Annotated in this window: 17 protein-coding genes and 2 pseudogenes; 6 read left to right on the top strand and 13 right to left on the bottom strand. The window is 46.3% G+C overall.

The annotated features are described in order from the left end of the window. Window position 1 precedes the first annotated feature (1 nt). The 4 genes and pseudogenes from alaS to H5715_RS03745 all read right to left on the bottom strand — a co-directional run. Window positions 2–2,596, bottom strand: a complete 2,595-nt coding sequence (gene alaS / locus H5715_RS03760; protein WP_075186893.1) for an alanine--tRNA ligase — start codon at window positions 2,594–2,596, stop codon at window positions 2–4. Between the two features lie 60 nt (window positions 2,597–2,656). Continuing rightward, window positions 2,657–3,010 carry a histidine triad nucleotide-binding protein gene (locus tag H5715_RS03755; RefSeq protein WP_075186892.1) on the bottom strand — a complete coding sequence of 118 codons (354 nt, stop codon included), beginning with the start codon at window positions 3,008–3,010 and terminating at the stop codon, window positions 2,657–2,659. A gap of 57 nt (window positions 3,011–3,067) precedes the next feature. Further along, entirely contained in the window at window positions 3,068–3,268 is a 201-nt protein-coding gene (locus H5715_RS03750) for a Trm112 family protein (protein WP_075186891.1), read from the bottom strand. Between the two features lie 191 nt (window positions 3,269–3,459). Continuing rightward, window positions 3,460–4,095: pseudogene (locus tag H5715_RS03745) on the bottom strand (M23 family metallopeptidase); the annotation flags it as partial. Window positions 4,096–4,337: 242 nt separating this feature from the next. On the opposite strand from H5715_RS03745, the gene H5715_RS03740 reads away from it, so the two are divergent. Beyond that, the gene (locus H5715_RS03740) at window positions 4,338–5,363 is read left to right on the top strand and encodes a YheT family hydrolase (RefSeq protein WP_075186890.1); all 1,026 of its coding nucleotides are present in this window, start codon (window positions 4,338–4,340) and stop codon (window positions 5,361–5,363) included. 191 nt (window positions 5,364–5,554) lie between these two features. Here the strand turns inward: H5715_RS03740 and H5715_RS03735 are convergent, their stop codons facing one another. From H5715_RS03735 to H5715_RS03705, 7 genes are all read right to left on the bottom strand, one after another. Beyond that, on the bottom strand, window positions 5,555–5,968 hold the full coding sequence (locus H5715_RS03735) for a hypothetical protein (protein ID WP_139309858.1): 414 nt from the start codon (window positions 5,966–5,968) through the stop codon (window positions 5,555–5,557). 59 nt (window positions 5,969–6,027) lie between these two features. Continuing rightward, on the bottom strand, window positions 6,028–6,663 hold the full coding sequence (locus tag H5715_RS03730; RefSeq protein WP_139309857.1) for a hypothetical protein: 636 nt from the start codon (window positions 6,661–6,663) through the stop codon (window positions 6,028–6,030). Between the two features lie 6 nt (window positions 6,664–6,669). Next, window positions 6,670–7,002 (bottom strand): hypothetical protein, encoded by a 333-nt coding sequence (locus H5715_RS03725; protein ID WP_075186887.1) that lies wholly within the window; start codon window positions 7,000–7,002, stop codon window positions 6,670–6,672. Between the two features lie 610 nt (window positions 7,003–7,612). After that, window positions 7,613–7,948, bottom strand: a complete 336-nt coding sequence (locus H5715_RS03720; protein WP_075186886.1) for a hypothetical protein — start codon at window positions 7,946–7,948, stop codon at window positions 7,613–7,615. Window positions 7,949–8,062: 114 nt separating this feature from the next. Further along, window positions 8,063–8,212 (bottom strand): hypothetical protein, encoded by a 150-nt coding sequence (locus H5715_RS03715; protein ID WP_185906590.1) that lies wholly within the window; start codon window positions 8,210–8,212, stop codon window positions 8,063–8,065. 195 nt (window positions 8,213–8,407) lie between these two features. After that, window positions 8,408–10,246: a cellulase family glycosylhydrolase gene (locus H5715_RS03710; RefSeq protein WP_075186885.1), complete on the bottom strand. Its 1,839-nt coding sequence runs from the start codon at window positions 10,244–10,246 to the stop codon at window positions 8,408–8,410. Between the two features lie 166 nt (window positions 10,247–10,412). Next, the gene (locus H5715_RS03705; RefSeq protein ID WP_175574304.1) at window positions 10,413–10,580 is read right to left on the bottom strand and encodes a hypothetical protein; all 168 of its coding nucleotides are present in this window, start codon (window positions 10,578–10,580) and stop codon (window positions 10,413–10,415) included. A gap of 862 nt (window positions 10,581–11,442) precedes the next feature. Between H5715_RS03705 and H5715_RS03700 the strand changes: the two genes are divergently transcribed. Both H5715_RS03700 and H5715_RS03695 read left to right on the top strand, forming a co-directional pair. Then, complete coding sequence (locus H5715_RS03700) at window positions 11,443–12,918, top strand: glycosyl hydrolase (protein ID WP_075186884.1); 1,476 nt, start codon at window positions 11,443–11,445, stop codon at window positions 12,916–12,918. A 21-nt stretch (window positions 12,919–12,939) separates the two neighbouring features. Next, complete coding sequence (locus tag H5715_RS03695) at window positions 12,940–13,110, top strand: hypothetical protein (RefSeq protein WP_175574303.1); 171 nt, start codon at window positions 12,940–12,942, stop codon at window positions 13,108–13,110. A 304-nt stretch (window positions 13,111–13,414) separates the two neighbouring features. Here H5715_RS03695 and H5715_RS03690 read toward each other — a convergent pair whose 3' ends face one another. Continuing rightward, a complete protein-coding gene (locus tag H5715_RS03690; protein ID WP_075186883.1) occupies window positions 13,415–13,909 on the bottom strand; it encodes a regulatory protein RecX in 495 nt (164 codons plus the stop codon). Between the two features lie 90 nt (window positions 13,910–13,999). Continuing rightward, a pseudogene (locus tag H5715_RS03685) lies at window positions 14,000–14,431 on the bottom strand (recombinase RecA family protein); the annotation flags it as partial. 821 nt (window positions 14,432–15,252) lie between these two features. Here H5715_RS03685 and H5715_RS03680 point away from each other — a divergent pair. The 3 genes from H5715_RS03680 to H5715_RS03670 all read left to right on the top strand — a co-directional run bounded on the left by H5715_RS03680 (window position 15,253) and on the right by H5715_RS03670 (window position 23,752). After that, complete coding sequence (locus H5715_RS03680) at window positions 15,253–18,672, top strand: TM0106 family RecB-like putative nuclease (protein WP_075186882.1); 3,420 nt, start codon at window positions 15,253–15,255, stop codon at window positions 18,670–18,672. Window positions 18,673–18,806: 134 nt separating this feature from the next. Continuing rightward, window positions 18,807–20,306, top strand: a complete 1,500-nt coding sequence (locus H5715_RS03675; RefSeq protein ID WP_075186881.1) for a restriction endonuclease-related protein — start codon at window positions 18,807–18,809, stop codon at window positions 20,304–20,306. Beyond that, window positions 20,303–23,752 carry a pPIWI_RE_Z domain-containing protein gene (locus H5715_RS03670; RefSeq protein ID WP_075186880.1) on the top strand — a complete coding sequence of 1,150 codons (3,450 nt, stop codon included), beginning with the start codon at window positions 20,303–20,305 and terminating at the stop codon, window positions 23,750–23,752. Before H5715_RS03675 ends, H5715_RS03670 begins: the two co-directional genes overlap by 4 nt. Window positions 23,753–23,763: the final 11 nt, after the last annotated feature.

The raw sequence follows: 23,763 nt of genomic DNA, 5'->3' as shown, positions 1-23,763 counted from the left end.
GCTATAAGCTGGATTCCACCCACTTCACAACGCTTTCCATTGCACCGGGCAGAGCGCCAATGTCGGAGCCACCACCTTGAGCCATGTCGGGACGACCACCGCCTTTCCCTCCTATCTGCTCGGCAACCTGCTTAACGATATCACCGGCTTTAATACGGCCGGTTGCATCGCTGCTCACTCCGGCCGCCAATGCAATTTTACCGTTATTCACTGCCGCCAAAATTACCGCTGACGTTCCCAGCTTGTTCTTCAGCTGATCCAGAGTATCGCGCAAAGACTTGGCGTCAACACCATCCAACACCTTCGCTAAAACCTTAATGCCTTTCACGTCGACCGCTTCATTCAACCAATCGTCTGCAGAAGCCGCCGCGAGCTTACTTTTAAGTGACGCTAACTCTTTCTCTAGCTGCTTGCTGTGATTAAGTAGTTGTTCCAACTTTTCGGTCAACGTTTCTGGCGAAGCTTTTACTGCTTGAGCAGCCTGAGCGAGCCTCTGAGACTGCTGATTAATAACATTTAAGGCCCCTGCCCCGGTTACCGCCTCAATTCGTCTCACCCCGGCCGCAATACCGGATTCAGAGGTGATACGCATTAGACCTATATCGCCGGTTCGCTTGGCATGGGTGCCGCCGCAAAGCTCTACGGAGAAACCATCGCCCATGGATAGCACTCGCACTTCATCACCATATTTTTCGCCGAACAGCATCATTGCGCCTTTCTGCTGAGCGGTGTTCATATCGCATAAATCTGTGGTAATCGCTGTATTCTCACGAACCTGGGCATTCACAAGGGCTTCAATTTCAGCCAATTCACCCTGCGTAACGGCCTCGAAGTGAGAGAAATCGAAACGCAACCGCTGGGAATCAACCAGCGAGCCCTTCTGTGAAACGTGTGTACCCAATACCTGCCTTAAGGCTGCATGCAAAAGGTGAGTAGCGGAGTGGTTTAACACTGTCGCGTTGCGAACATCACTGTCGACTGTCGCGGTCACCTCATTACCCTTGGCAATACTGCCACTGAGCATAACGCCAACATGTAAATGATTGTTGCCGCTCTTTTGGCAATCTCTTACTTCGAACTTTCCCGCAACGGTGGAGATATATCCGGTATCGCCTACTTGCCCACCCGATTCACCGTAAAACGGCGTTTGTGCCAAAACAATAACGCCTTCGTCGCCTTCGTTTAGTTGTGCGACTTCACCTTCCCCTTTCAGGATGACCGTCACCACGCCTTTGAATTCCAGATCGTTATAACCGAGAAATTCGGTCTTACCCTTTACCGATACATTCGCGGTGTAGTCTACTTTGAAGGCCCCGGAGGAACGTGCACGCTGTTTTTGTTCCTCCATTAACGCTTCATAAGCCGCCATATCCAGCGTAAGGTCGCGTTCGCGAGCGATATCGTTGGTAAGGTCTACGGGAAAGCCATAGGTGTCGTACAAGGTAAAAATCGTCTCGCCAGGAATCACCGACCCTTTCAGCTCTTGCAAGTGCTCATCCAACACACCCATTCCCTTATCCAGGGTTTTCGCGAACTGAACCTCTTCCGCCAAGAGTACTTTTCCAACCTGTAGCTGATGCTGAACAAGTTCAGGATAAGCCTCGCCCATTTGCTCTACCAGTGCCGGTACCAGTGTATGGAAGAACGCATGGTTCTGGCCAAGCTTGTGGCCGTGACGGATCGCGCGACGAATAATACGGCGCAACACATAACCGCGACCTTCGTTCGACGGCAAAACGCCATCACACACGAGGAAAGCACAGGAGCGTATATGGTCCGCAATAACGCGCAGTGATTTATGCTCAATATCGCTGCAGCCCGTGGCTTTAACGGCGGCTTTTAGCAGCGCCTGAAACAAATCAATTTCATAATTGCTGTGAACCCCCTGCATAACGGCAGCAATACGCTCCAGCCCCATACCCGTGTCCACAGAGGGCTTAGGCAAAGGCACAAGAGAGCCATCGGTCTGGCGCTGATACTGCATAAACACCAGGTTCCAGATCTCGATATAACGGTCCAGATCGTCGTTCTCGCTACCTGGGGGGCCACCCGGAACATCTTCTCCATGATCGTAGAAAATCTCTGAGCACGGACCGCAGGGTCCGGTATCACCCATTTGCCAAAAATTATCTTCATCTAGACGAGAGAAGCGATCGGGGCTAATACCAACTTCTTTTAGCCAAATATCGGCTGCCTCATCATCGCTAATGTGTACTGTCACCCACAGGCGTTCAGGAGCCAAGCCCATAGTTTTGGTAAGAAATTCCCAGCCAAACTTAATCGCATCGCGCTTAAAGTAATCGCCAAAACTGAAATTGCCGAGCATTTCAAAAAAGGTATGATGACGTGCGGTATAGCCCACGTTTTCCAGATCGTTATGCTTACCACCGGCACGAACGCAACGCTGGGAGCTGGTAGCGCGGCTGTAGCTACGCTTGTCGTCCCCGAGAAATACGTCTTTGAACTGCACCATACCCGCATTGGTAAACAATAATGTTGGGTCGTTGCCGGGTACCAGCGAGCTGCTGGGCACGATTTCATGGCCGTTCTCTGCAAAATAACTTAAAAATGCATCGCGAATTTCTGAGCTTTTCATACAATCTCTTTTAGCTTTTGTCTCTAATAAATGGGGTTAAACCTTGTACCGCAACAGTCGTTAGTGCATGCCCAACGATCCTTCATCAAAGGTTTTATTACCCAGGATATGCAGGTGCAAGTGAAACACCTGCTGCCCCGCGCCCGCACCGTTATTAATAACCACGCGAAACGCTTCATCAATACCCAGTTTGCGAGCGATCTCTCCCACCTGCAACATCAAATGCCCCAACAAAACCTTATCTTCTTGCGTGGCATCGCAGAGACGAGGCAGGGGTTTACGCGGAATGACCAGCACATGAGTAGGCGCTTGAGGGTGAATATCCTTTATGCAAATACAGTGTTCATCTTCAAACAAAATATCCGCAGGAATATCGCCATTAATGATCTTGGTAAATAACGTTTCATCACTCATTGAGCGCCCCTCTTTGGGTCAACAGACTGGTAACGGGAATTAATCAAAGGCTGGATACTAGGGCTTTGTTCGGTAAAGCTCTTTTTCTTCTGATGATAGCTGCCGGGCTTCGCTTTCCAACATAACGGGAATGCCATCGCGCACGGGGTAAGCTAAAGCGCTGGCAACACAAACAAGCTCCTGCTTGTCGGCAATATATTGCAAGGGTGCCTTGCTCACTGGACACACCAGTATGCTGAGTAATTTTTGATCGATCATAATTTACCCTGATTTCGCAATTTGTGGTTGTCGTAAAACGGGAACGAATGTTACACCCAGGGATGGCTTTTGTCTGCAAGTAAGCCCAAGTTAAGACTCGAAGGCTAAGGGCGTACAGGCAGCAACAGTGCTGGGTCCAGACGCTGATTAAACCAGTTGATGCGCCAGTCCAAATGCGCACCGGTAACGCGCCCCGTCGCCCCCATTTTAGCGATAACATCCCCTTGGGAAATACGCTGCCCCACCGTTACCAGGATCTCGCTCAAATGGATAAAGGTCGAACAAATACCATAGCCATGGTCAACGATTAAAGTGCCACCAGAGTAAAACATATCGTCGTCTACCAGCGTTACCACGCCGCCTGCGGGCGCGAAAATCGGCGTTCCAACCGGCCCGGCAATATCCAACCCAAAATGAGGGCGCTTAGGCACACCATTAAAAACCCGCTGACTACCGTATACGCCACTAATCGGCCCCTTGGCAGGCCAAATAAAACGTTCAGTAAAGTAGGTTTCATTCGAATGGATCTGCCTGGCTTTCCAGACCTTGGCAGCATCGCGTTTAATGCGCTCAGTAACTTCAGGGGGCGGAGACACATATTTTTTATCGACACCCGTTATGCGCTGAATATCGTAGTCTCTGGACAGTAACGGAAAGCTTTTTACCAGAGTTTCGCTCGCACTGGTCACTTGAATATCCACCTGGCCAGTAACATCTCTACCCAGACCAAACACGAATCTACCATTTTTATCCGCAACCAGTGCTCTATCCAGCACCTTCACTTGCGCCTCTGGCTTAGTACTTCCTATCAGCAACGCCCCCGGCATCCACTCACCGTTAACCTTCAACCACAACCCTTCCGTGCTGGAAAGAGCTGTTAAGGGGAAAACTTGCAAACACACAAGAACCGCGATCTCAACAAGATATCGCACCCGAATATTTTTTTTGTGATCTATCACCATATACCCCAACGCCGAAATTGCTTACAGGTTCTATCAGGTTACAATCAACTGACTATGAAATTACAACACACGCCAGAACAGATTTATAGACCCTGCTATTTGTGAATATGCACAATCTCGATGTACTTACGCCTAATAACGACAGCCTTGCTGAAGATTTCCAGCCGCCCTGGCACCTGAATAACCACCATATACAGGCGACTCTCTCCAGCTCGAAACTGCGTAAAAACGCGCTTCTTCGTCAACATGCGGCAATGCTCAACAATGCACAAACTCAAATTATTGATGCCGGGAACGGGGTCAGGCTTCTGGGAGAGCTAAACCAGTCAGATCCAGAAAAAAAAGCAAAACAACTCATTATTTTGCTGCATGGCTGGGAAGGTTCAAGCCAGTCCAACTACATAATCTCCGCCACTGCCACTCTCCTCGCCGCAGGCTACGATGTGGTTCGCCTGAACTTTAGAGATCATGGCGATAGCCACCATTTAAATCGAGGCATTTTCAACTCATCACTCGTGGAAGAAGTTGCTGGGGCCATAAAAAACCTGCAGGCCACACAGGGTTACGAGCGGTCTGGATTAATGGGGTTTTCTTTGGGAGGAAATTTTGCATTAAGGGTTGGATTACTCAACCAATCTCTACACAAGCCTCTAGATGCCGTACTGGCCGTGTGCCCGGTTCTGGATCCTGTGCACACAATGCAAAGGCTCGAAAACGGCCCCTTCTGGTACGAGCAGTATTTCGTCCATAAATGGAAACGATCCCTCTTAAAAAAATTAGCGCACTTCCCCGACTACGGCTTCCATGAGCCACTGCAAAAATTAAAACGTCTACGGGAAATGAATGATTACTTTATTCCCCGGTACACAAACTACAACACCGTAGAAGACTATTTTCGAGCTTATACCATCACTGGCCACAAACTCGCCTTCACCTCCAGCGCGACAAGCCTTATCGTCAGTAAAGACGACCCGGTAATACCCGTACAGGACTTAACCAAAATTGCGAGGCCGACAAGTTTAAGCATATCCCTGCAGAAACACGGCTCCCATTGCGCTTTCCTTCGTGGTATTGGCAAGCCCAGTTGGGTAGACAAATACGCCATAGCCTTTTTCGAACCGTTACTGACGTAGCGCTCACTCAAGCATTATATCCAAGCTCTAAATTTGCAAAGAGCCATTCAGTATCGTTGATACGTAAAACCACAGTAACGCGCAACCGTTTACTACTTCACCTCCTCCCCCCTAATGGGGCATAAACAGCTTAGCGCTATTCGCAAGCAAAAGGTAAGGTCTCGCCCTTAATCTCTCCCTACGCTATTTGTTTACATACTGGTTAAATCGAGCAGCATATAACCGTCACCCAGGGGGTATAGTGTACCGTTTACAAATGGCGACAAATCAGTCCGAGTAAATACACTGGGCTGGTAGGGTTGAACAGTTTCAAGTAAATAAATATCACCTTGCTGCTGCACCTGCATATTATTCTTCAGCTCCTGCGGCACCCACTCATCAAACAGCGCCTTCGGAAAACGGGTTTTCGCATTACCTAAAGGCTCACTATCCCCAAGAACTTTTTCATAATCGTTGTTTGAAAAACGAATAAGCACGAGAAGATTTTTCGAGCCGGAAGCCCCGTCATCTGGAGCACGCCACTTAACCGACACGACATCAGAAGGGATGGATATGAGTTTAGGAAGAAGACCCATTTCGGTTGAAGTTATATATTTTTGTTCCATCTGTTCCCACAAACCATTAAAAATAAAAAACTTAACAAAAAAATAGTTCGCACGATTACTCACCTGTTTCGACGCGGTTGATTGGGGATACGTGTTAAATTAATCCCCATACTGGCTACCCCCAAATCCGTTCCTTTCCATCTGAACAATCTGTCCAAGGTAGAATTATGTCTATCCCCATCAGCCAAACCACACACAACAAATTTACCATTTTCGTCATCAGGAATACCAAATGCGATATCATTCATACCGGGGTTAAAATTGTATTGGTCTTCTGCATTTATCCTGAAACTCATAGAAAAGTCGATCGGTTTGGTAACCGAGAACGGCTTTCTTACAGAAACCCTACCACTTAACCAAATAGTATGGGCACTAATCGCTTTTTGCCAGTTTTCAGTTGCCGGGTATGGAAAAACAGAACGCAAATAGGTGTGTGTAGCTGCTGAAGAACCACTCGGAATTGCCGGGCCTGTAAATCTAAACGTGTTAGGTTCATCGTTATTTTGCCATAATTTAATGGCCGCATCCTGCGCATCCAAAATCGCGTTTCTTAATGTGAGCCGACCACTGCTATCAGTATTTACATAGCGGTCATAAGAAAACTGTCTATTCCTACCCTTACCATTTAAAAAGTGGCCATAGGCAGCAACAGCATCGAACAAGTCTGATCGTAACAGCGCGGCGCCATCCATCATTAGTGTCTATTTATATAGCGATAAATAGTCAGACAACTCGGGATTACGCATGGGAAACTTAGAAAAGCCATCATCGTGCCGAATAGCTGGTCGACTCGCTGCACCAGCACGGTAGCTCCCTCCAGTTTCTAACGTTGTAGAGTGGAACGGCAAGGTCACATTGCTCTTCTGTGTGCGATACCACGTTGAGTAATCTTGCATCGGAATATCGTCAGCCTGCCGCTGACGGCCTCTGCCAGATAGTTCGCGGTCAATATCACCGTTGTTTGGATTCCCCGAGCTGCGGGCCTCGCGTGAACCTTTCTCATTAATTTTCTTGCGGATTTCGTCGAGATTCACCTGTAATTCCGTTTTATTCTTTATTATTTTGGGTAAAGACTAGGATATACAAAATAAAGCCTCTTTATTTTTAACGGGGTTTGATTTCCGAACTAACTCCTGCACTAGTCCATAAATTTTATGTATGGTCGATTACACTTCGGCAACGTAGACTGTCCTACTTCTAGTTTCGGCAATACTGTTTTCGACGTGATGAATAAATGTTTCAACACCCCGAACAATCATCTCTACAGCATAGGCACCCGTAAACAACGCGATCAGCCACCTCCACATAACGATTCAGTAAACGTTCGTTCCACTTCGTTAATGGGTCGTGTATGGCCCGTCCGTGTAGGGGGATGACCCGAAAGCTATATTGCAACCCTACTATGGCATTGGAATGCTCCAATGCATTTACCGTATACGGGTGAAGGTTGGCCATTTTTTAATGACATCGGCCAGCTAAATTCTTGAAATAGGCCAATGCCCGCATTGCAGTCGCCGACCGCCTTCATTAATCATTCATATGCGTCGTCGCTGGCCTTCACATCCTTTAGATCGGTTGTTTACGGCCGGTATTGCAAAGGGACACCCACACCGTGGGTTTTATCCAGTATTTTTGCGCTTCACGCTACGTAGAAACTACCAGAACACCCAAACCCCTATGGCCACTGCATGCACTGTGCACGACCAAGCCTTTGCATTCGCTTTTACTGGGGTAGCCGGTTTTCCCGGTTAATTCTTTTTTGGCAAGCCAACTCTGGATGGTTTCGGGTAGGGTTTCTTGGGGGAGGTATTCACCGGTTAGGTCCGCGTCTGTTTTGGCTTGTGCGGTAAGATTACGTTGGTAGTGGTAATAGGTGTCGCTGATTTTCGCGAAGCCTTTATTTTCATCATTTGCCAATTCGGATTGACTGTCGTTTTCAATATCGCCGTACCGCAAGAGTGTTTGAGTTAGACAACCCAACGGTTTATCAACAACGGTGGTGAGCTGGTAATTGTATACGCGGTTAACACAGCCCTAACGCTCTAGGCTTGGGTTCGATGGGTGTATGTTTTGTGCGGATTAGGGGCATGCATCTTAATCACTTGCCCTCAATATAATTTGGCTCACCAATCCCACCGCCATAAACGTTAACAAGCCCTTCAGCTTCTGACTTGACCGCCGCAACAGGATAATATCCTGCTGCACGGTACCAGAGTTAATGTAGCCCAAACCTGTACCCGACATTATCCCGGGCTCTTATAAAATAATCATTGAAAATGCTTTGCGAACTCGCCCTTCCCGAACGGGGATGCTAAATTCAGGATTCAATCACTCCTCCCCCCATAAGCAAAGCACCAGCCATCTAGCGTTTAGGCATTCGCCAAACCATCACTGTCTTTATCTGGACCATGCTACCCTGCCACCCAGATATCGATAGTTTTAGTTGGCCGCTTTGATTAGCGCTTCAATAATATCGGGATAGAGCGAGTTACCATTATTTCGATCAAAAATAGCCATCCCATGTTCACCGGAATAGCCATTATCCCAATAGACCGGAACTATCCCGTGATCGATTGCAGATTGAGTGATGTACTCGTTCCAGTAAACTCTATAGATCTCGTGGTCGGTAACCGAAGGCCGTGAGATAACACCGTACTCACCAAGAATAACCCCTACGCCCTGATCAACGAAGTTTGACGTCATTTTTTGGAACTGAGCGTCCGTATACGACTCATTCGCCCATGTTTCCGTTGCATTGGAATCTGTAGCAATGGAGCCCCACTGAGTAATGCTGCTACTTTCATTTAGCGTGAAGTTATAGGGGTCATAATAATGGACTTCCATCATAAGCCGATCGTTGATTGTGTCGCTGGGTATTTCTGCATAATTCACCGCGTGATCAATATTGGTATTGAACCCTTGCACGACGAGGTACCTGTCTGCATTGCCACCGCCAGTGGCGCGCACAGTATCGACAAATGTCTGGTTGAAACTATTTTGCACGGTGTAATATTCGACGGTAGGCGTGCCATAGTCGCCGTCGACCATCACTTCATTCGTGCCGGCAAAGAGCAGCCGTTCATCATAATCGCGGAAGTGTGTTGCGATTTGAGTCCACATAACGGCGAGTCGATTATTAACGTAATCCTGCTCAACATAGGTTGGCTGCATCCAGCCGTTATCCCAGTGAATATTCATGATGACATACATGTCGGCATTTAGAGCGTAGTTCACCACTTCTTCAACGCGATTCATCCAACTGCTTTGAATGACAAAATTGGCATCGTCTGAAAACTGGCTCCAAGCTACTGGCAATCTAAGGGTATCGAAACCTGCCGCTTTAACTGAATTGATTAACTGCTGAGTGATAACGGGATTACCCCATGCGGTCTCACCGCCGATAGCGTCTAGCGAATTGCCGACGTTCCAGCCTACACCCATTAGTTTCGTCAATTCTACGGCGGTTAAACCGCCAGCCGAAGATGAGGAGCTTGAACTGGAACTGGAACTGGAACTGGAACTGGAACTGGAACTGGAACTCGAGCTAGAACTAGAACTAGAACTAGAACTAGAACTAGAAGAGCTAGAACTACTGGTGCTACAGCTAGCTATGATTCCGCCATCTCCCGACTGGTTCTCACAGGTGGTCGCACCAATGCAGCTCTGGCTGTTCTCCCAACCCCAGCCACTATCCTGGTTTTCGCACAGTGGACGGCTCTCTCCATACCAGTTGCACATATCAATACAGTTCCCTTCAGAGCTGGATGAAGAGCTTGAGGAGCTACTTGAGCTGGACGAAGAACTGGAGCTGCTAGAACTCGACAAGGAGCTTGAGCTGCTGCTTGAAGAACTGCTAGAACTGGAAGAAGAGCTTGAGCTACTGGAATTACTTGCCCCCGTATCGATACAGCTTATGATGCTGGCATCTTGATTATCGCCAGCGGCTTGAAAGCCAAATTCAGTCGATTGCCCTGGTTGTAGGCTTCCATTCCAACTTAGGTTGGTAGCGGTGTATGGATTGTCGCCCGACTTATTTGCATTCCACAGGTTGGTGACTGTTGTGCCGCTTGCGTATGACCATTGCACTTCCCAGCCAGTAATGGCGTTCGTATCGTTATTGGTAATCGTGATACTGCCAGTAAACCCTGAGCCCCAGCTATTTCCTACACCATGTTCGCATTGAATAGCGAGCGCCTGAACTGACAGCAGTGATACAACTAACAATAGACCGCCAACCCGCAACGAACGTAGGTACCTCAAAATTTTATTAGTAACCATGTTTAATCCTCTTTATTATTACGCCGAACATGTTGCTATTTTCTACCCAACTCCCATAGCGATTGCTTGGCTTTTTGGTAACGGATATTTCACGTTTTCGCTTATCATATTTATGATTTTTCACCTTGCCGTATAAAAACCTTAACCAACCTCTGATCCCCACGCTCTACTCAAAAGAACCCACACTGGATGTAACCAGAATAAAGGGGCTCTCAAAAATAATGCATTTGCGCCGAAAAAACATCGACTTAAATGGATTTAACAGGCTGCTGGCAACTAACGACACTTCTGCTGTGGTGTTAATTACGTTCTGAAACACCTTGACATCATACATAAGCTACGCTTTTTTCCGAAGATTTAATCCGTTGAAAACATTTTTCACCGGATTCTTCGTTAAGTTTTCGACAGCAGTCACACTTTTAAAAGTCATTATGAAGCCTGCTCTCAGACTTGCCGCCTGAAAACACAAATGGTTTCATTTTCCACTCTTCTTTGTGTAACGCTAACCGCGAAGAAAGCTGTTGGTATTAGTTTGTGAATGAGCTTATTTTAGTTATGCAGGTAAGGTAAATATTTTTCTTTCTTCGTTACCCTAAACTGCGATGCACTATAAAAATAGTTACCGTAATGCTGGGTGTTAGGAAGTCTCTAAGAGCCGCGTATTTAATGAGAATCTCGAGTGCGAGTATTGATGAGGCGCAATCTTTCGTGTAAATATTATAAGCCCACATTCTTTCTGTGCGCCCATATTGCGTTACATTGCTATTTTAACTTTCTGATTTTTATCGGCCAATAAAGAAATCCGAGCGCAGCGCGAACCCCAACAAATATGGGGGCGAAGGCTTTGATTGTTTAATTTTTTAGTAAGTTTTTCGGTGAAAACATACGCAAGTCAGGTAAATAATGGGCTTGCTCCGTTACCCTAAACTCGATTGCTTTACAGGAAGCCTTTACGCCCATACTGGTATATTTGCAATTCATAAAGAAGTGTATTGGTTGTGGCCTTCGAGTGTGAGCATTACCGAAACAAGCTCTTTTATGTGAGAGATCTATACCTACTGGCTGCCCGATGGGTTTATTTGTTGCTCTATAGCACGTTACACAGCTTCTCTGACCATCCAGCAACGACGATACTACCAGGGACATTTTAGGAGCATAATATGCCCTGTACCCATGTTTCTATGAGGCGCCAACAAATGAGACTGAATCCTAGCGGGCTGTCGCTGTTTGTCGCACTGTTCTGGTTAAATGCCTGTGGTGGCTCTTCCAATGCCACACGAGACCCCGTAGCCGATGACCCTCTGGGCGGCGCAGGTGCCAATGTTCAGAATTACCCAGTAGACGTGCAGCGTTTTGAGGCCGAAAAAGGAACTCTCAGCGGTGTTGAGTTACTTCAAACACAAACCGGCTATTCCGGCGATGCTTATGTTGGTGGGTTTGACGAAGAAGCAGATCTCGTTACTTGGAATTTCACCGCTGGAGCGGGCTATTACCGCATAGATATTGGGTATCGAGCGGCCGCCGGCGAGAAAGGCTATTTGCTTGGCATTGACAACCTTCGGTTAAGCGGGTTGTTTCAACATTCCGAGGCGTTTTCAACTGTCGATGCTGGACGGTATTGGCTTGAGGCGGGTCAACACACGCTCTCACTCGGTGGTGGATGGTTGTTTTACGAAATAGACTACGTTGAGCTGACGCCCACCGAGGCTCCCGTGCCACTACAAAAAATCACACCGCAACCGGCCGACACGAATGCCAATGGCGAAACATTAGCGTTGCTGAATTATTTGGCGACAGAATATGGTTCGCACACTTTGAGTGGTCAGGAAGCCTTGGTGGAGCACGACAATATCTATCGGCGAATCGGCCTCTTCCCCGCTATTTTGTCGGCAGATCTTCTCGACTATTCACCCACAAGAGTCCAATTCGGCGCGGATGCAAATGGTTTAAGCGAATCCATTATCCGAGCAGTCAATCAACAACACTATATCGTCACCCTACTATGGCATTGGAATGCGCCAATGCATTTGCCAAATACGCAGGAGCGCCCTTGGTGGTCTGGGTTTTACACCAGAGCAACGGATTTTGATGTGGCGCAGGCGCTGGCCGATAAGGAGAGTGCCGAATATATCGCTATGATTCAGGATATTGATGTTATAGCGGTAGAGCTTCTAAAACTGCAGAAAGCCGGAATCCCCGTATTGTGGCGACCTTTGCATGAATCCGAGGGCGAATGGTTTTGGTGGGGAGCAAAAGGCCCCGAAGCGTTCAAATCGTTGTGGCACTTACTCTTTGAGCGACTTACAGAACACCATAAGCTACACAACTTAATTTGGGTATTATCCAGTGAAGATCCGGCGTGGTATCCGGGGGATAATTATGTTGATATTGTTGGCGTCGACGCCTACCCCGATGATCTTTCGGACCCTCTTGTACCTAGATGGGATGCGTTACGCGCGCGTTTCGATGGAAAAAAACTTATTGCATTAGCTGAATTTGGTGGCGTGCCGGATATTGAACGCATGCACAATCTAGGTGTGTGGTGGAGTTATTTTGTTAGTTGGAAAGATGAATTCGGTCTTTACGGCCCAGCATTAATGACCGATGAGCAACTGCGCACGCGCTATGAATCAGAGGGCGTTATTACATTGAAAGAGTTGAATCTAAAATAGAACGGTTATAGAGAAGATAAAATGTCAAAAACATTAGTTAAATTTGAGTTGGAAAAAGAGACGAAGAATAGCGTGCGCTATAAAGAAGTTCCAGAAGCAGGCCAAGCCCCGATCTTTGGTACTGTGTATATGCAGAAGTGGTTTGCTGGTGATGCGAAAACGATAGAAATTACCGTCGAAAAGAAGAGCTAGAAAAAATAACCGTATAGATAAGTATCTCGTTGCTGTTGCCGCTGAAATTTTCCCGGCTGAGCAAACAGGGAAAGTCTACACATCCGATTGGCACAGACGCCAACCGCTAGATAATCATTTGCTACTCAAAGAGCGGCGTTAGGGATTACAGAAAATTACCGGATTAGTCGATATCCATAAGGTTGGCGCGCCCGCACTGTTGAACGACAGATTCAATCAACTTGTTAACGATATACGGGTGCCGGTTTTTCTCATTATAGGAAATCACTGCCATCAGGAGGGATCGAAGGGCTTAGGCGCACGCCTATGTATTATCCTCGAACTTTAAATATGTAAACAACCGATCAATATCGCTGAATGTAAAACCACGATAACGTAGAAAATTTTGCTGTTTTGCTTTCTCCGCGTAGTTTTGAGGAAGTGTTTTATATTTCTTTCGCCAAACCTGCTCGACAAGAGTGAGCCACTGCTCTTCAAACTGTATCAACACTTGCTCGCCGAGTTCCGTACATATACCTTTTTCTGCAAGCTCCAACAACAACCTTTCTAGCCCAAAACCTTTTCGGACTCTCGCCCGGCAATAAGCTTCTGCAAAGCGTTCATCCGAGAGATAACTATTTTCAGTAAGCCGCTGAATTACTGTATTGAGAATATCGCCTTCTGCACTACAAAATTTTTTAAATAGTTTATCTGTCAGTTCTTTTTGAGAATACTCCCGCCTAGCTAGTAACGCTATGGCAGCGTTATAGGCTTTATTCTCAAGCTCGTCGGGCTCTGGGTTTAGGGAGTCATCAAACATTGAAAAACATATAAGAAGGAAGTTTGAACTGCCCACAATTTGTAGGCAATTCGGAGATGGTGTGAAACACTATAATGAAACGGGGTAAAATTACGCTTCTTCTGTCGTCGCATCACCGGAGGCTTCTGCAGGGCTTATATCGTCAGGACCCAACAGTTCGGCCTTAATTTTAGCCTCTAAAAACTCGGCGATATCCTGATGTTCTTTCATATATTGCATGGCATTACTTTTACCCTGGCCGATTTTATCGCCATTGTAGCTATACCAAGCACCCGCTTTATCGATAAGACCCAACTTCACGCCGTAATCGATAATTTCTCCTAAACGGTTTATGCCTTGACCGTAAAGAATCTGAAATTCCGCTTGCTTGAAAGGAGGTGCAACTTTGTTTTTCACAACCTTTACACGGGTTTCTGAGCCTGTAACTTCATCCCCGTCTTTGACCGAGCCAATACGGCGAATATCCAATCGTACGGAAGAATAGAATTTAAGTGCGTTACCGCCGGTAGTGGTCTCGGGGTTAGATCTACTATTGTGAAATACAGCACATTTTGTACAGACCAAACCAATCTATCACAAGCGCGAAACCCTAGCTCACCAACTGAATTTGGATAACCGCTGATGGTGTTCACGAGTTAGCCTTCCAATCTGTGTCCATAAACGTCCTTAATCACATGCAGGGTGCTCAGTTGGCTTCTTCTCGTGCAATTTCCACTTACATCCACCAGAGTAAAATGCTTCCTTATAAGAGTTGGACATAGCAACTTCTCGATGCCAAATTGCGCCGCATTTGCCGTTACAGTGTGGACAATCCTTGACCAGTGCAGCCCCTCCACATTCAAGGCAGTTTTCGGTAAACAGCCCTACTGACCAATAGGCTGAACATGAAGAACAAACATCCATAGCAACGAACTCCAGCCTAAGACCTAGCATCATTTTGTGGATAAATCAGTGAACGAGTGTATTCCCGATAGCAACTAAAGGAAAGACGCTAATCCATCCAGCCTCCATTGGACCAGTACTATGCCAAAGAATTCTCGCCAGAAAGTGTTGCGCCAAGGCCTTATTTTACTAGGATTAACAGAGCTTATTACCTGTGACTAGTGTAAATTAAATAGTCAGCCACATAGTTCAGTACACAACAATGAGAAACTTCCCGCTCGTAAAGGACACCAGCACTCAATGGCCAAGGATTGACTAACTGCGTCAAGTAAATATCTGGCGCGCCAACATCCCGTAACACTCCCATTACCCCTCATCACTCTCGCTACCTATTTGTTACGATCCACATAAAAACAAGGCATACTTCGTCAAAAACAAAATAAAGGGTAGATCCATACCTCATGTATAAAGAAGCCGGAAAACTATTCTTCTCTCCAACCGACCTAACGACTTTCGTGAAAAGCCCGTTTGCATCTTGGATGCAGCGCCTTGAAGTCGAATCACCACTGTCTGCTCCAGAGAAAGACCCTGAATCTGAAATGACAAAGTCTCTGTCTCAGAAAGGCTATGAGCACGAACAGAATCTGCTCGACGACCTAATAAGTCAGGGACTTCATGTTGAAGAGATTACCGACGAGCTTATCACCGAAGAAGAGCATGTACCCTTCAACCTAAAACACCAGGCCACCATCGACGCTATAGATAGGAAAGTCGATGTTGTTTTTCAAGCCGCGCTACAAAGTGGTCCATTCAGAGGCTTTGCTGACTTTTTAGTTAAAAAAAGTACCTCATCAGGACAAAGTTACTACGAAGTTTGGGATACAAAGCTATCATCAACTATCAAACCGGCCCACATCATTCAACTGTGTTGCTATACAGATATACTAATCACAACCAATGCATTCAAGCCAGATTCGTTCGTTGTTGTATTAGGCTCGGGCGAACAAGAGCGTCTTTATGTGGATGACTATTTTCACTATTACCTTGCCCTAAAGGATAGATTCCTACGATTTCATGATGAATTTGATGTAAACAATATGCCTGACCCAGCGAACTCTAAAATGTTTGGACGCTGGGAAACATTTGCCACTGAACAACTAAAAGCGCGAGATCATGTTTCTTTAATCGCAAACATTACTCGAACCCAAGTCAAGAAACTCTGTGCCGCTGGGGTAGAAAGCAGGGAAAAATTATTATCCGCTCACTATGCTGAAATCAACGGTATCCAAGTAGATATTTTTGAAAAATTAAAGAAGCAAGCCAGCCTACAACTAAAAACTAACGGTCGTATTCCGCCACAATTTGAAATCAAACACTCTGAGCAGCAAACTCATATTGGGCTGTCTTTGCTACCACCACACTCGGCAATGGATATATTTTTTGATATCGAGGGATACCCTCTTACTAAAGGTGGACTGGAATATCTATGGGGCTCCACCTATTACGATGAATCTGGCAATAGAACGTTCAGAGATTTTTGGGCTCATAACGCCGACCAAGAAAAGGCTGCCTTTGAAGCATTTATTCAGTGGGTTTACAAACGCTGGACAGCTGACCCAGCAATGCATATTTATCATTACGCAAATTATGAAATTGCAGCATGCCGAAAACTCATGGGGCGTTACGGGGTTTGCCAATATGAACTGGACCAGTTACTAAGAAATGATGTATTTGTTGACCTATACAAAATAGTAATACATGGGCTAGTTGTAGGAGAGCCAAGGTACTCCATCAAAAACATCGAGCATCTTTATCGCGGGCAACGTGACACAGAGGTCGAATCTGGCGGCGACTCCGTTGTTGTCTATGAAAAATGGCAAACACTCCATAGAGCAGGCTTAGAAAATGACGACTGGCAAGAATCAGAAATACTTCGAGATATCCGTGACTACAATATCGATGACTGTAACTCGACTGAAGAGCTCACGATTTGGCTTCGAAAGCAACAAGCAGAACACAACATTCCCTACATGGGCACAGCAGAAACTGTTGAGCCTGACATTTCGGAAGAGGTCACTGCTAGAAGCACACTAAGAGACGAACTCTTGGACAAAATCCACCTGCAGCCTGAGCCCCAAAAAAGCGTTACCGAGAATCTTGCATGGTCTCTGGAATTCCACCGAAGAGAAATAAGGCCACTCTACTGGCGCCTCTTCGATCGCCTAGGTATGGAGCACAATGAATTACTGGACGATATGGACTGCCTGGCAATGTGTCACCGCACCGATCGAGAACCGTTCAAGCCAACAGCCAGGTCAAGGCACATGGCATACGAATACAAGATGAGCGTGGATCAAGAATTCAAGCCTCCTCGCCTCACCTCACTTTACCTCCTTGAACCCGAGCGGAGGAAAGTAAATCTAATTAAAGACCAATCAGATTTTGATAGCGGTCTCATTGTCATTCAAGCCAGCCATGATCCAGCCCCCCTTATCACTCTCATTCCCGATGAATACATAAGTCCTGGCCAAATCCCTCAGGCCATTGACGACGTTGTCAATGATTACAACACGTTAAGCGATTCCGAATTCGACTCCAAGCACAGCGCAATAGCAGACTATTTGTTTCGTAGAAAACCCAATATTAAGGGCTGCACAGGAAACATAGTCCATAGCGAAATACCCGACGAAAAACTAAAAGAAACCATAACGGCAATCAATAATCTCAATAAAAGCTACCTCATCATCCAAGGCCCGCCGGGCTCAGGAAAAACCTATACCGGAAAACATGTTATTGCCAACTTACTTTCTCAAGGCAAGAGTGTGGGTATTTCCAGCAATAGTCATAAAGCCATTAATCACCTTCTCTGCGGCGTTGCCACATACTGTAAAGAGCAACAAATTCCTGCCGTAACTTACGCCACCAAAAATACTGGAGAAGAATTACAAGAAGCTGGGGTGGAGATCCTGACAAGCCGAGAACTCGCTGACAACGCTGGTCCAGGCGTCGTCATCGGCACTACTGCGTGGGGGTTCTGTCGATCTGACCTAATCAATACTTTTGACTATCTATTCATTGATGAAGCCGGACAAGTCCCCATGGCCCGCCTCGTTGGAATGAGTCGCGCAACAGATAACCTTATATTAATGGGGGACCAAATGCAGCTAAGCCAGCCCTCACAAGGAACACATCCAGCCGAGAGTGGATTATCCATTCTGGATTACGCGCTAGGCGATACCGCTATCGTAACCAGTGACATGGGCATTTTTCTCGGAACGAGCTTCAGGATGCACTCCAAGATTAACGAATTTATTAGTCCAGCCTTTTATCAGGGAAAGCTACTCACAGACCCACAAAACGATACACAAGAACTCCTGCTAGGTAACACCCAATGCAACCCACCCCTAAAAAGCGCAGGCGTCCAGTTTATTTCCGTTGAACACTCCGGTAACCAACAAGCTAGTGACGAAGAAGCTGAAAAAATTCTTGAGCTATCCAAAGCTTTGATGAGCTGCCAATACCGAGACAAAAATGGCGTCACTCGCCCGGTCACTCTCCATGACATGCTTTTCCTAAGCCCCTATAACCACCAAGTCAATCGTCTTCAGATGCTATTAGGTGCGGACGCAAAAGTGGGGACAGTGGACAAATTTCAAGGGCAAGAAGCCCCTATCGTGTTCTACAGCCTGTGCTCAAGTGAACCATCCGAATCACCACGAGGGTTAGAGTTTCTTTACGACCGCAACCGCACCAACGTCGCAATATCTCGAGGCCAGTGCCTGGTAATCACTGTTGGAAACCCGACGCTTGCGTGCCCTGACACCTCTACAATTGAACAGATGAAACTCGCAAACAACATGTCACGACTGCTATCAAGTTGACCTGTCACACGGTCAGAACACCAAAATACTACAGTAAAAAGTGTAATATATTACTGAAATTCTAGTTTTGACCTTGAATACTACAGTTATAAGTGTAATATTACACCTAACACTGTAGTTTCTTATGGCTAGATATGAATATTGAATTATCGCAATACTCTGAATGGAGCGGATCACAAGACGAGTTAGTAGCCCTTGTTGGCGAATTAAGCCCTCTCCTAATTCCGGGCGACCAACCCATCACCAAAAGAACCCTTATCTATTACCGCGGCAAAGGGGTCATCTCACCCGCAAACGGTAAAAAGTATGGCTACCTTCATCTGGCACAATGCCTAGCAGCGAGAAAACTGATTTCACACGGATGGACTGTGAGTCAACTGGCACAGCTGATAGCCAATGTTGATGAATGGACCCTTATACAAGTCGCATACGGGGAAATCGAAGCTGATGCTGCCATAGGACTTAGCGCCTCGACTGCCTCCCAAGGTTTAACACCGAACGAGGTAAACGATGAAGCCATTAATGTAGACCCTGAATTACCTCTCCCAGAGCTAGCTGTACAAATGTTGGCAATTGGAGTCTGTGACAGCTTTAACCGCGTAATTGACGAACACAAAATTGTAAACGGGAACGATATCCCCTTTAACCTAAAGAGAGCCATGGGACTACTGGGGCGCCTTTGCATTGAAGAAGGTAAAGAAGACTCCTTCGCATCCATTCACGACACATTAGCGCTCTGCAAACTGCCCTTTAACGACACCTCCTGGCCACTCTCCGCATTTAAAGACGCTAGTTTTGAACTAGGCTCTGTCAATCTAATTGACAGAGACCATCGGTGTCCAACTCAGGATTGCGTGGAACTTGCCAGCGGCGGAAGCGAAGCCAATATCAAAGAGCAGTTCAGTTTCGAACTTTTAACTCAACTGTGCTCAGGGTTTGGAACACAAAAACACAGAGTCTACACATCAGTGCGACGGTTCATTGGTGAAAAACCGGTCACAACAGGCCGTGAAATTGCTGCTCACGCGAAAGAGCACGCAATGGCAAAGATCGAACAGTTCTTATCCCGAGAGGTGTACTCTCCGATAGGAAGCCATATATTGATTGATGAGCGACTTTATTTATGCCCAAAATGCGGAGCGCCGATCCGCAAGGCCGAAGAAAAACTTGGAAAATGTACGATTAAACAATGCCCCGATTATGGAAAGCATATACCGCTCATTGACGGCCGTAAGCCCGAAGCCGATAGCCTTGTTTTAAAACCTCACTTGCTTTCTTTTTGGTTTGGTCCCTCAATCGATGAGCTTGCGGTATATGAGCTGGCAAAAAAACTACTGCCAGAGGCTGAGATTCAGTTATACCCTGAGAGCGATGCCTGCGATATCTCAATTGACGGATATGATATCGGTATTGACATAAAATCTTACTCAAGCCCGTACCTATTAGCGAATACCCTTAACCGAACGATCGGGCGACTCAACCGATACGCCAAGAAGATTATTGCCGTCAGTGACACCTCCATATCTCGCCACAGAGATTATCTCGCCACTCTAAAAAGATACTATAACAACGAGATTCCCATCGAGTTCATGTCCGTATCAGGCGTTAAAAATATGATAAGGAGTGAGCGATGAAACAATCCATCGACATCTGGACAGGCAATGACAAAATTAATTGGCTCTGCCTATTCATTAATGAGTTCACAGGGAAAAGTGATTTAAACTTAGCTCCACTATTACTGTCTGGGTTTCACTCACTTCGCTCCTCTTCTGTCGCCCAAGAGAATGAGTTCGCGTACTTCAATATTCGACAATTAATGCTGCGCTTCTCTAACTTAACAGCAATTAAAAAAGCGGTTGTCCGTTATAACGAACATTATACAAGCGGTGAGACTACCAGCGACCAACGACTGTTTAATATCGATGAAAAGACACTGACCTTCCAACCACTACTGGATTTAATGCCGCCCGAATACGAGCAAGCCAAACAAGTTTTGCTAAAACCTCTCGAATTTTCAAAGCACGGAAAAAGTGTCGCAAAAGCGGATAAAGAGTTGTTCATCGAGGTAGACGATATCGGTATTAAACGTCCGTACAACATTAAAGATTTGCCGAGCCCCCTTTCAAACACGCAACATAATATAAGCAATCAATCCAGCGGACCTATTCAAATCCCTATCGCAGAGTTATTCGAAGAAGCGACAGAGATGGATCTACTTGACGTAAAGCACTCGCGACGCGCTGGTAACTGGATTTCTCGGCTTGAGAACATCTTATTAGAAAAACCTAAGGAAAACGGCGGCTTTTCTCGCGCAGATACCCTTGAACTTACAGGCTTAAAACACCTCATTGGACTACCCGGAGCCGGCAAGACAACACTATTAATGTGCTTAACCCGATGGCTCTCAAGAAAAGACTATAAAACGGCCGTTGTATTTCCATCCGTAGAAGTTAGCCGTCAATACCTGACAGCCTTAAAAGACTACGATGTGGCTGCAGGGCTGTTAACTGGACAAAGCCAATCCACTCGAGCCCGACACGCTCATAACATCGCCGAAACGATTGCGTGTGCAGACCCATTAAAAGGCTTCGCAAAAGATTTTGCAGGAAGCGAGTACTTTTCCACACACTGTGTTTTACCCGCCTTTACCGACGCAATGGAAGATGGGATAAACCCAACACGTAACTTTTGTAGCAAGGTAAAAGAAAGGACAAAGAGCCGAGATGGTAGCGCGAGCAAGCCTGTCAGCCGTCTATGCCCTCTATGGGGGATGTGTGGTTATCACAAAGCTTCCCGAGAGCTAATTGATGTGAACGTCTGGCTAGGTCACATAGCATCATTTGACACCCTCGTTCCTCCTCATGCAACTCAGCTTCATTATCGATACTTCGAGCATATCGCCAGGGAGTTTGATGTCGTAATTATTGATGAAGCAGACCAAGTTCAATCTTGGCTAGATGATCAAGGCGTGTCGAAGCTCACACTAACAGGAGATTCCGAATCATTTCATGCCGACCTGCAAAAACGCCAAAATCAAATGACCGTAGAGCATAATTATGCGCTTGGCGACCCTAACATTTTTAACTTTACGTTAACGGCCATGGATTTTAGTCGAAACAGCCATATGCTGGTTGGCACTATCCAAAAGCTAGACGAGGAACTCCGAAAACAATATCAAGGCATTTTTCTTACCTCGTCTCGCTTAATAAATGCCATTGTCAGTGGTGATAAAGCCAAGAGCGGATTGGCCGAAGAACTAGAGGGTATCGATAGTCGCTTCAGACAAAAAGAAGCCATTACACTTCTTTGGGAAAGCGCAGCTAACGCCGCTTTTTACAATCGACAAGATATGGCCGAACAAGATACCGTTGAACAATTGAAAATTCAGCGTATAGCTGAAAACCTTAACTTTAGTGAAGAGGAAATTAAAAACCAATTTAAAAACCTTTCAAGTGCTTGCAGGATTTGGCTAACAGAAGAACGTAGCTCTAATCGCGACATCGGAATGACCAGGATATGCACTGCTCTTTCTGAACTAGCTCACCGAAGTCAATCCCCTTCTTTCGATAAAAAGGTTCACTTACTGGTTTGCGTAACTTTTACGATTTTCTCCTACAAAAAACTGGCCCCCCACTCCGAAGCTCTCATTGAGCAAGGTTTTTTGACGCCGTCGCATGTCGAGCAACGTTGCTCTGACGATTTACTAAGCTACACAACAGATAATATATTAGGCAGACTGTCCGGGGTGCGATTTTTTCTTGATAATCGTTCGTCCAAACACTCGGAGTTGTCGAGCGTAAAGTTACAATACGCCGTGTTTTCAGGTTCTCCGAGATCCTTTATTTATCACCTCCACAAGTCCGTACCGGGAGTAAGTCGCGCCCCCGCCGTTTTATTAGCAAGTGCTACAAGCTATTTAGAGCAAAGCCCTGCTTACCATATCAACCGCGTACCAGATTATATCGTCAGAGCGTGCAACAACGACGAAAGATCTGACAAAAGCTATTTTGAATTTAAACCCATTCCTAACGCGTCAAAGCCCGGAACATGCCTCCGATACAGTGGCGAAGCACTACCCTCGGTTCGAGAAGGCAATCTCCGAAAAATGGTATCGTACCTACTCAAAGATGGCGTTGATGACTCCGTGGTAGGCAAAGCGATTACAAGCTTCGATTCAGGTGAGCGCAAAAGGAAAGCCGCATTCGTGGTGAATAGCTACCAACACTGTGAAATGCTCAAGCGACACATCGACCAACGACATCCTGAGTGGGCCTCAAAGACAGTTGCCGTTGTAAAGGATGTGGAAGCATACGATGGCGCCCCGGGTTACGTCACGAACTCACAAGTCGAAGCGCTCGGAGACATGGATAATATTGAACTTATTATTTTCCCTATGGGCGCCATAGGCAGAGGAACTAATATCGTATTCAGTAAAGGGACGAGAGCACGAGACGCGGCAATAGGAACGATGTACTTTTTGACACGCCCACACCCTTCCACTGATGACCTATCACTACTGATTAGCATTGCCGCACAACAATCCGAGGAGTTTAACGCCGAGACATTCTCGGAAGACGCTTCATTTGAAGATATTGCCACGCATCATATGACTGCTCGTAATAAAGCCTACGATAAAGTCTGGAGGCTGTTACTCAACCCACTTATTGCCAGCAGGCTTGGCGATTTAATGGAACCCTTCACGGCTAACATTTCCGTGTCGCTACTACAAACTATTGGACGGGGAATGCGAAATAGCTGCCGAGTTCAATGCTTTTTTGTGGATGCAGCCTGGGCTAAAAACTCCGCCAAAAACGATGAATCGATACTAGATACAAACGAAACCAGTATGCTCGTGCAGCTCATCAACATATTAAAATCCTGCGTAAATCACACCGATCCAATTAAGCGCTCAGTTTACGAGGAGTTATACAGCGCTTTCTTAGAGCCGCTAAGCGAAACACAGGGACTTCATTACGATAAAAGAAATGTAAAAACACTCTCGCCGCACTACGACGCCGCAAGCGAGAGTAGCCTCGATGGAATAACTACAACCGAAGCTTTACTTTCCGACAACACCTAAATGACAAAGGT

It is taken from the genome of Teredinibacter haidensis (genome assembly GCF_014211975.1).
In the GTDB taxonomy this organism is placed as follows: Bacteria; Pseudomonadota; Gammaproteobacteria; order Pseudomonadales; family Cellvibrionaceae; genus Teredinibacter; species Teredinibacter haidensis.
Note: the sequence above shows the minus strand (reverse complement) of the source record. Positions and strands in the feature narration are given on the sequence as shown.

What these genes read in the sequence shown, in the direction of transcription:
- alaS (WP_075186893.1), bottom strand. Translation starts at nt 2,596, where the DNA reads ATGAAAAGCTCAGAAATTCGCGATGCATTTTTAAGTTATTTTGCAGAG.
- H5715_RS03755 (WP_075186892.1), bottom strand. Translation starts at nt 3,010, where the DNA reads ATGAGTGATGAAACGTTATTTACCAAGATCATTAATGGCGATATTCCT.
- H5715_RS03750 (WP_075186891.1), bottom strand. Translation starts at nt 3,268, where the DNA reads ATGATCGATCAAAAATTACTCAGCATACTGGTGTGTCCAGTGAGCAAG.
- H5715_RS03740 (WP_075186890.1), top strand. Translation starts at nt 4,338, where the DNA reads ATGCACAATCTCGATGTACTTACGCCTAATAACGACAGCCTTGCTGAA.
- H5715_RS03735 (WP_139309858.1), bottom strand. Translation starts at nt 5,968, where the DNA reads ATGGAACAAAAATATATAACTTCAACCGAAATGGGTCTTCTTCCTAAA.
- H5715_RS03730 (WP_139309857.1), bottom strand. Translation starts at nt 6,663, where the DNA reads ATGATGGATGGCGCCGCGCTGTTACGATCAGACTTGTTCGATGCTGTT.
- H5715_RS03715 (WP_185906590.1), bottom strand. Translation starts at nt 8,212, where the DNA reads ATGTCGGGTACAGGTTTGGGCTACATTAACTCTGGTACCGTGCAGCAG.
- H5715_RS03710 (WP_075186885.1), bottom strand. Translation starts at nt 10,246, where the DNA reads ATGGTTACTAATAAAATTTTGAGGTACCTACGTTCGTTGCGGGTTGGC.
- H5715_RS03705 (WP_175574304.1), bottom strand. Translation starts at nt 10,580, where the DNA reads ATGTATGATGTCAAGGTGTTTCAGAACGTAATTAACACCACAGCAGAA.
- H5715_RS03700 (WP_075186884.1), top strand. Translation starts at nt 11,443, where the DNA reads ATGAGACTGAATCCTAGCGGGCTGTCGCTGTTTGTCGCACTGTTCTGG.
- H5715_RS03695 (WP_175574303.1), top strand. Translation starts at nt 12,940, where the DNA reads ATGTCAAAAACATTAGTTAAATTTGAGTTGGAAAAAGAGACGAAGAAT.
- H5715_RS03690 (WP_075186883.1), bottom strand. Translation starts at nt 13,909, where the DNA reads ATGTTTGATGACTCCCTAAACCCAGAGCCCGACGAGCTTGAGAATAAA.
- H5715_RS03680 (WP_075186882.1), top strand. Translation starts at nt 15,253, where the DNA reads ATGTATAAAGAAGCCGGAAAACTATTCTTCTCTCCAACCGACCTAACG.
- H5715_RS03675 (WP_075186881.1), top strand. Translation starts at nt 18,807, where the DNA reads ATGAATATTGAATTATCGCAATACTCTGAATGGAGCGGATCACAAGAC.
- H5715_RS03670 (WP_075186880.1), top strand. Translation starts at nt 20,303, where the DNA reads ATGAAACAATCCATCGACATCTGGACAGGCAATGACAAAATTAATTGG.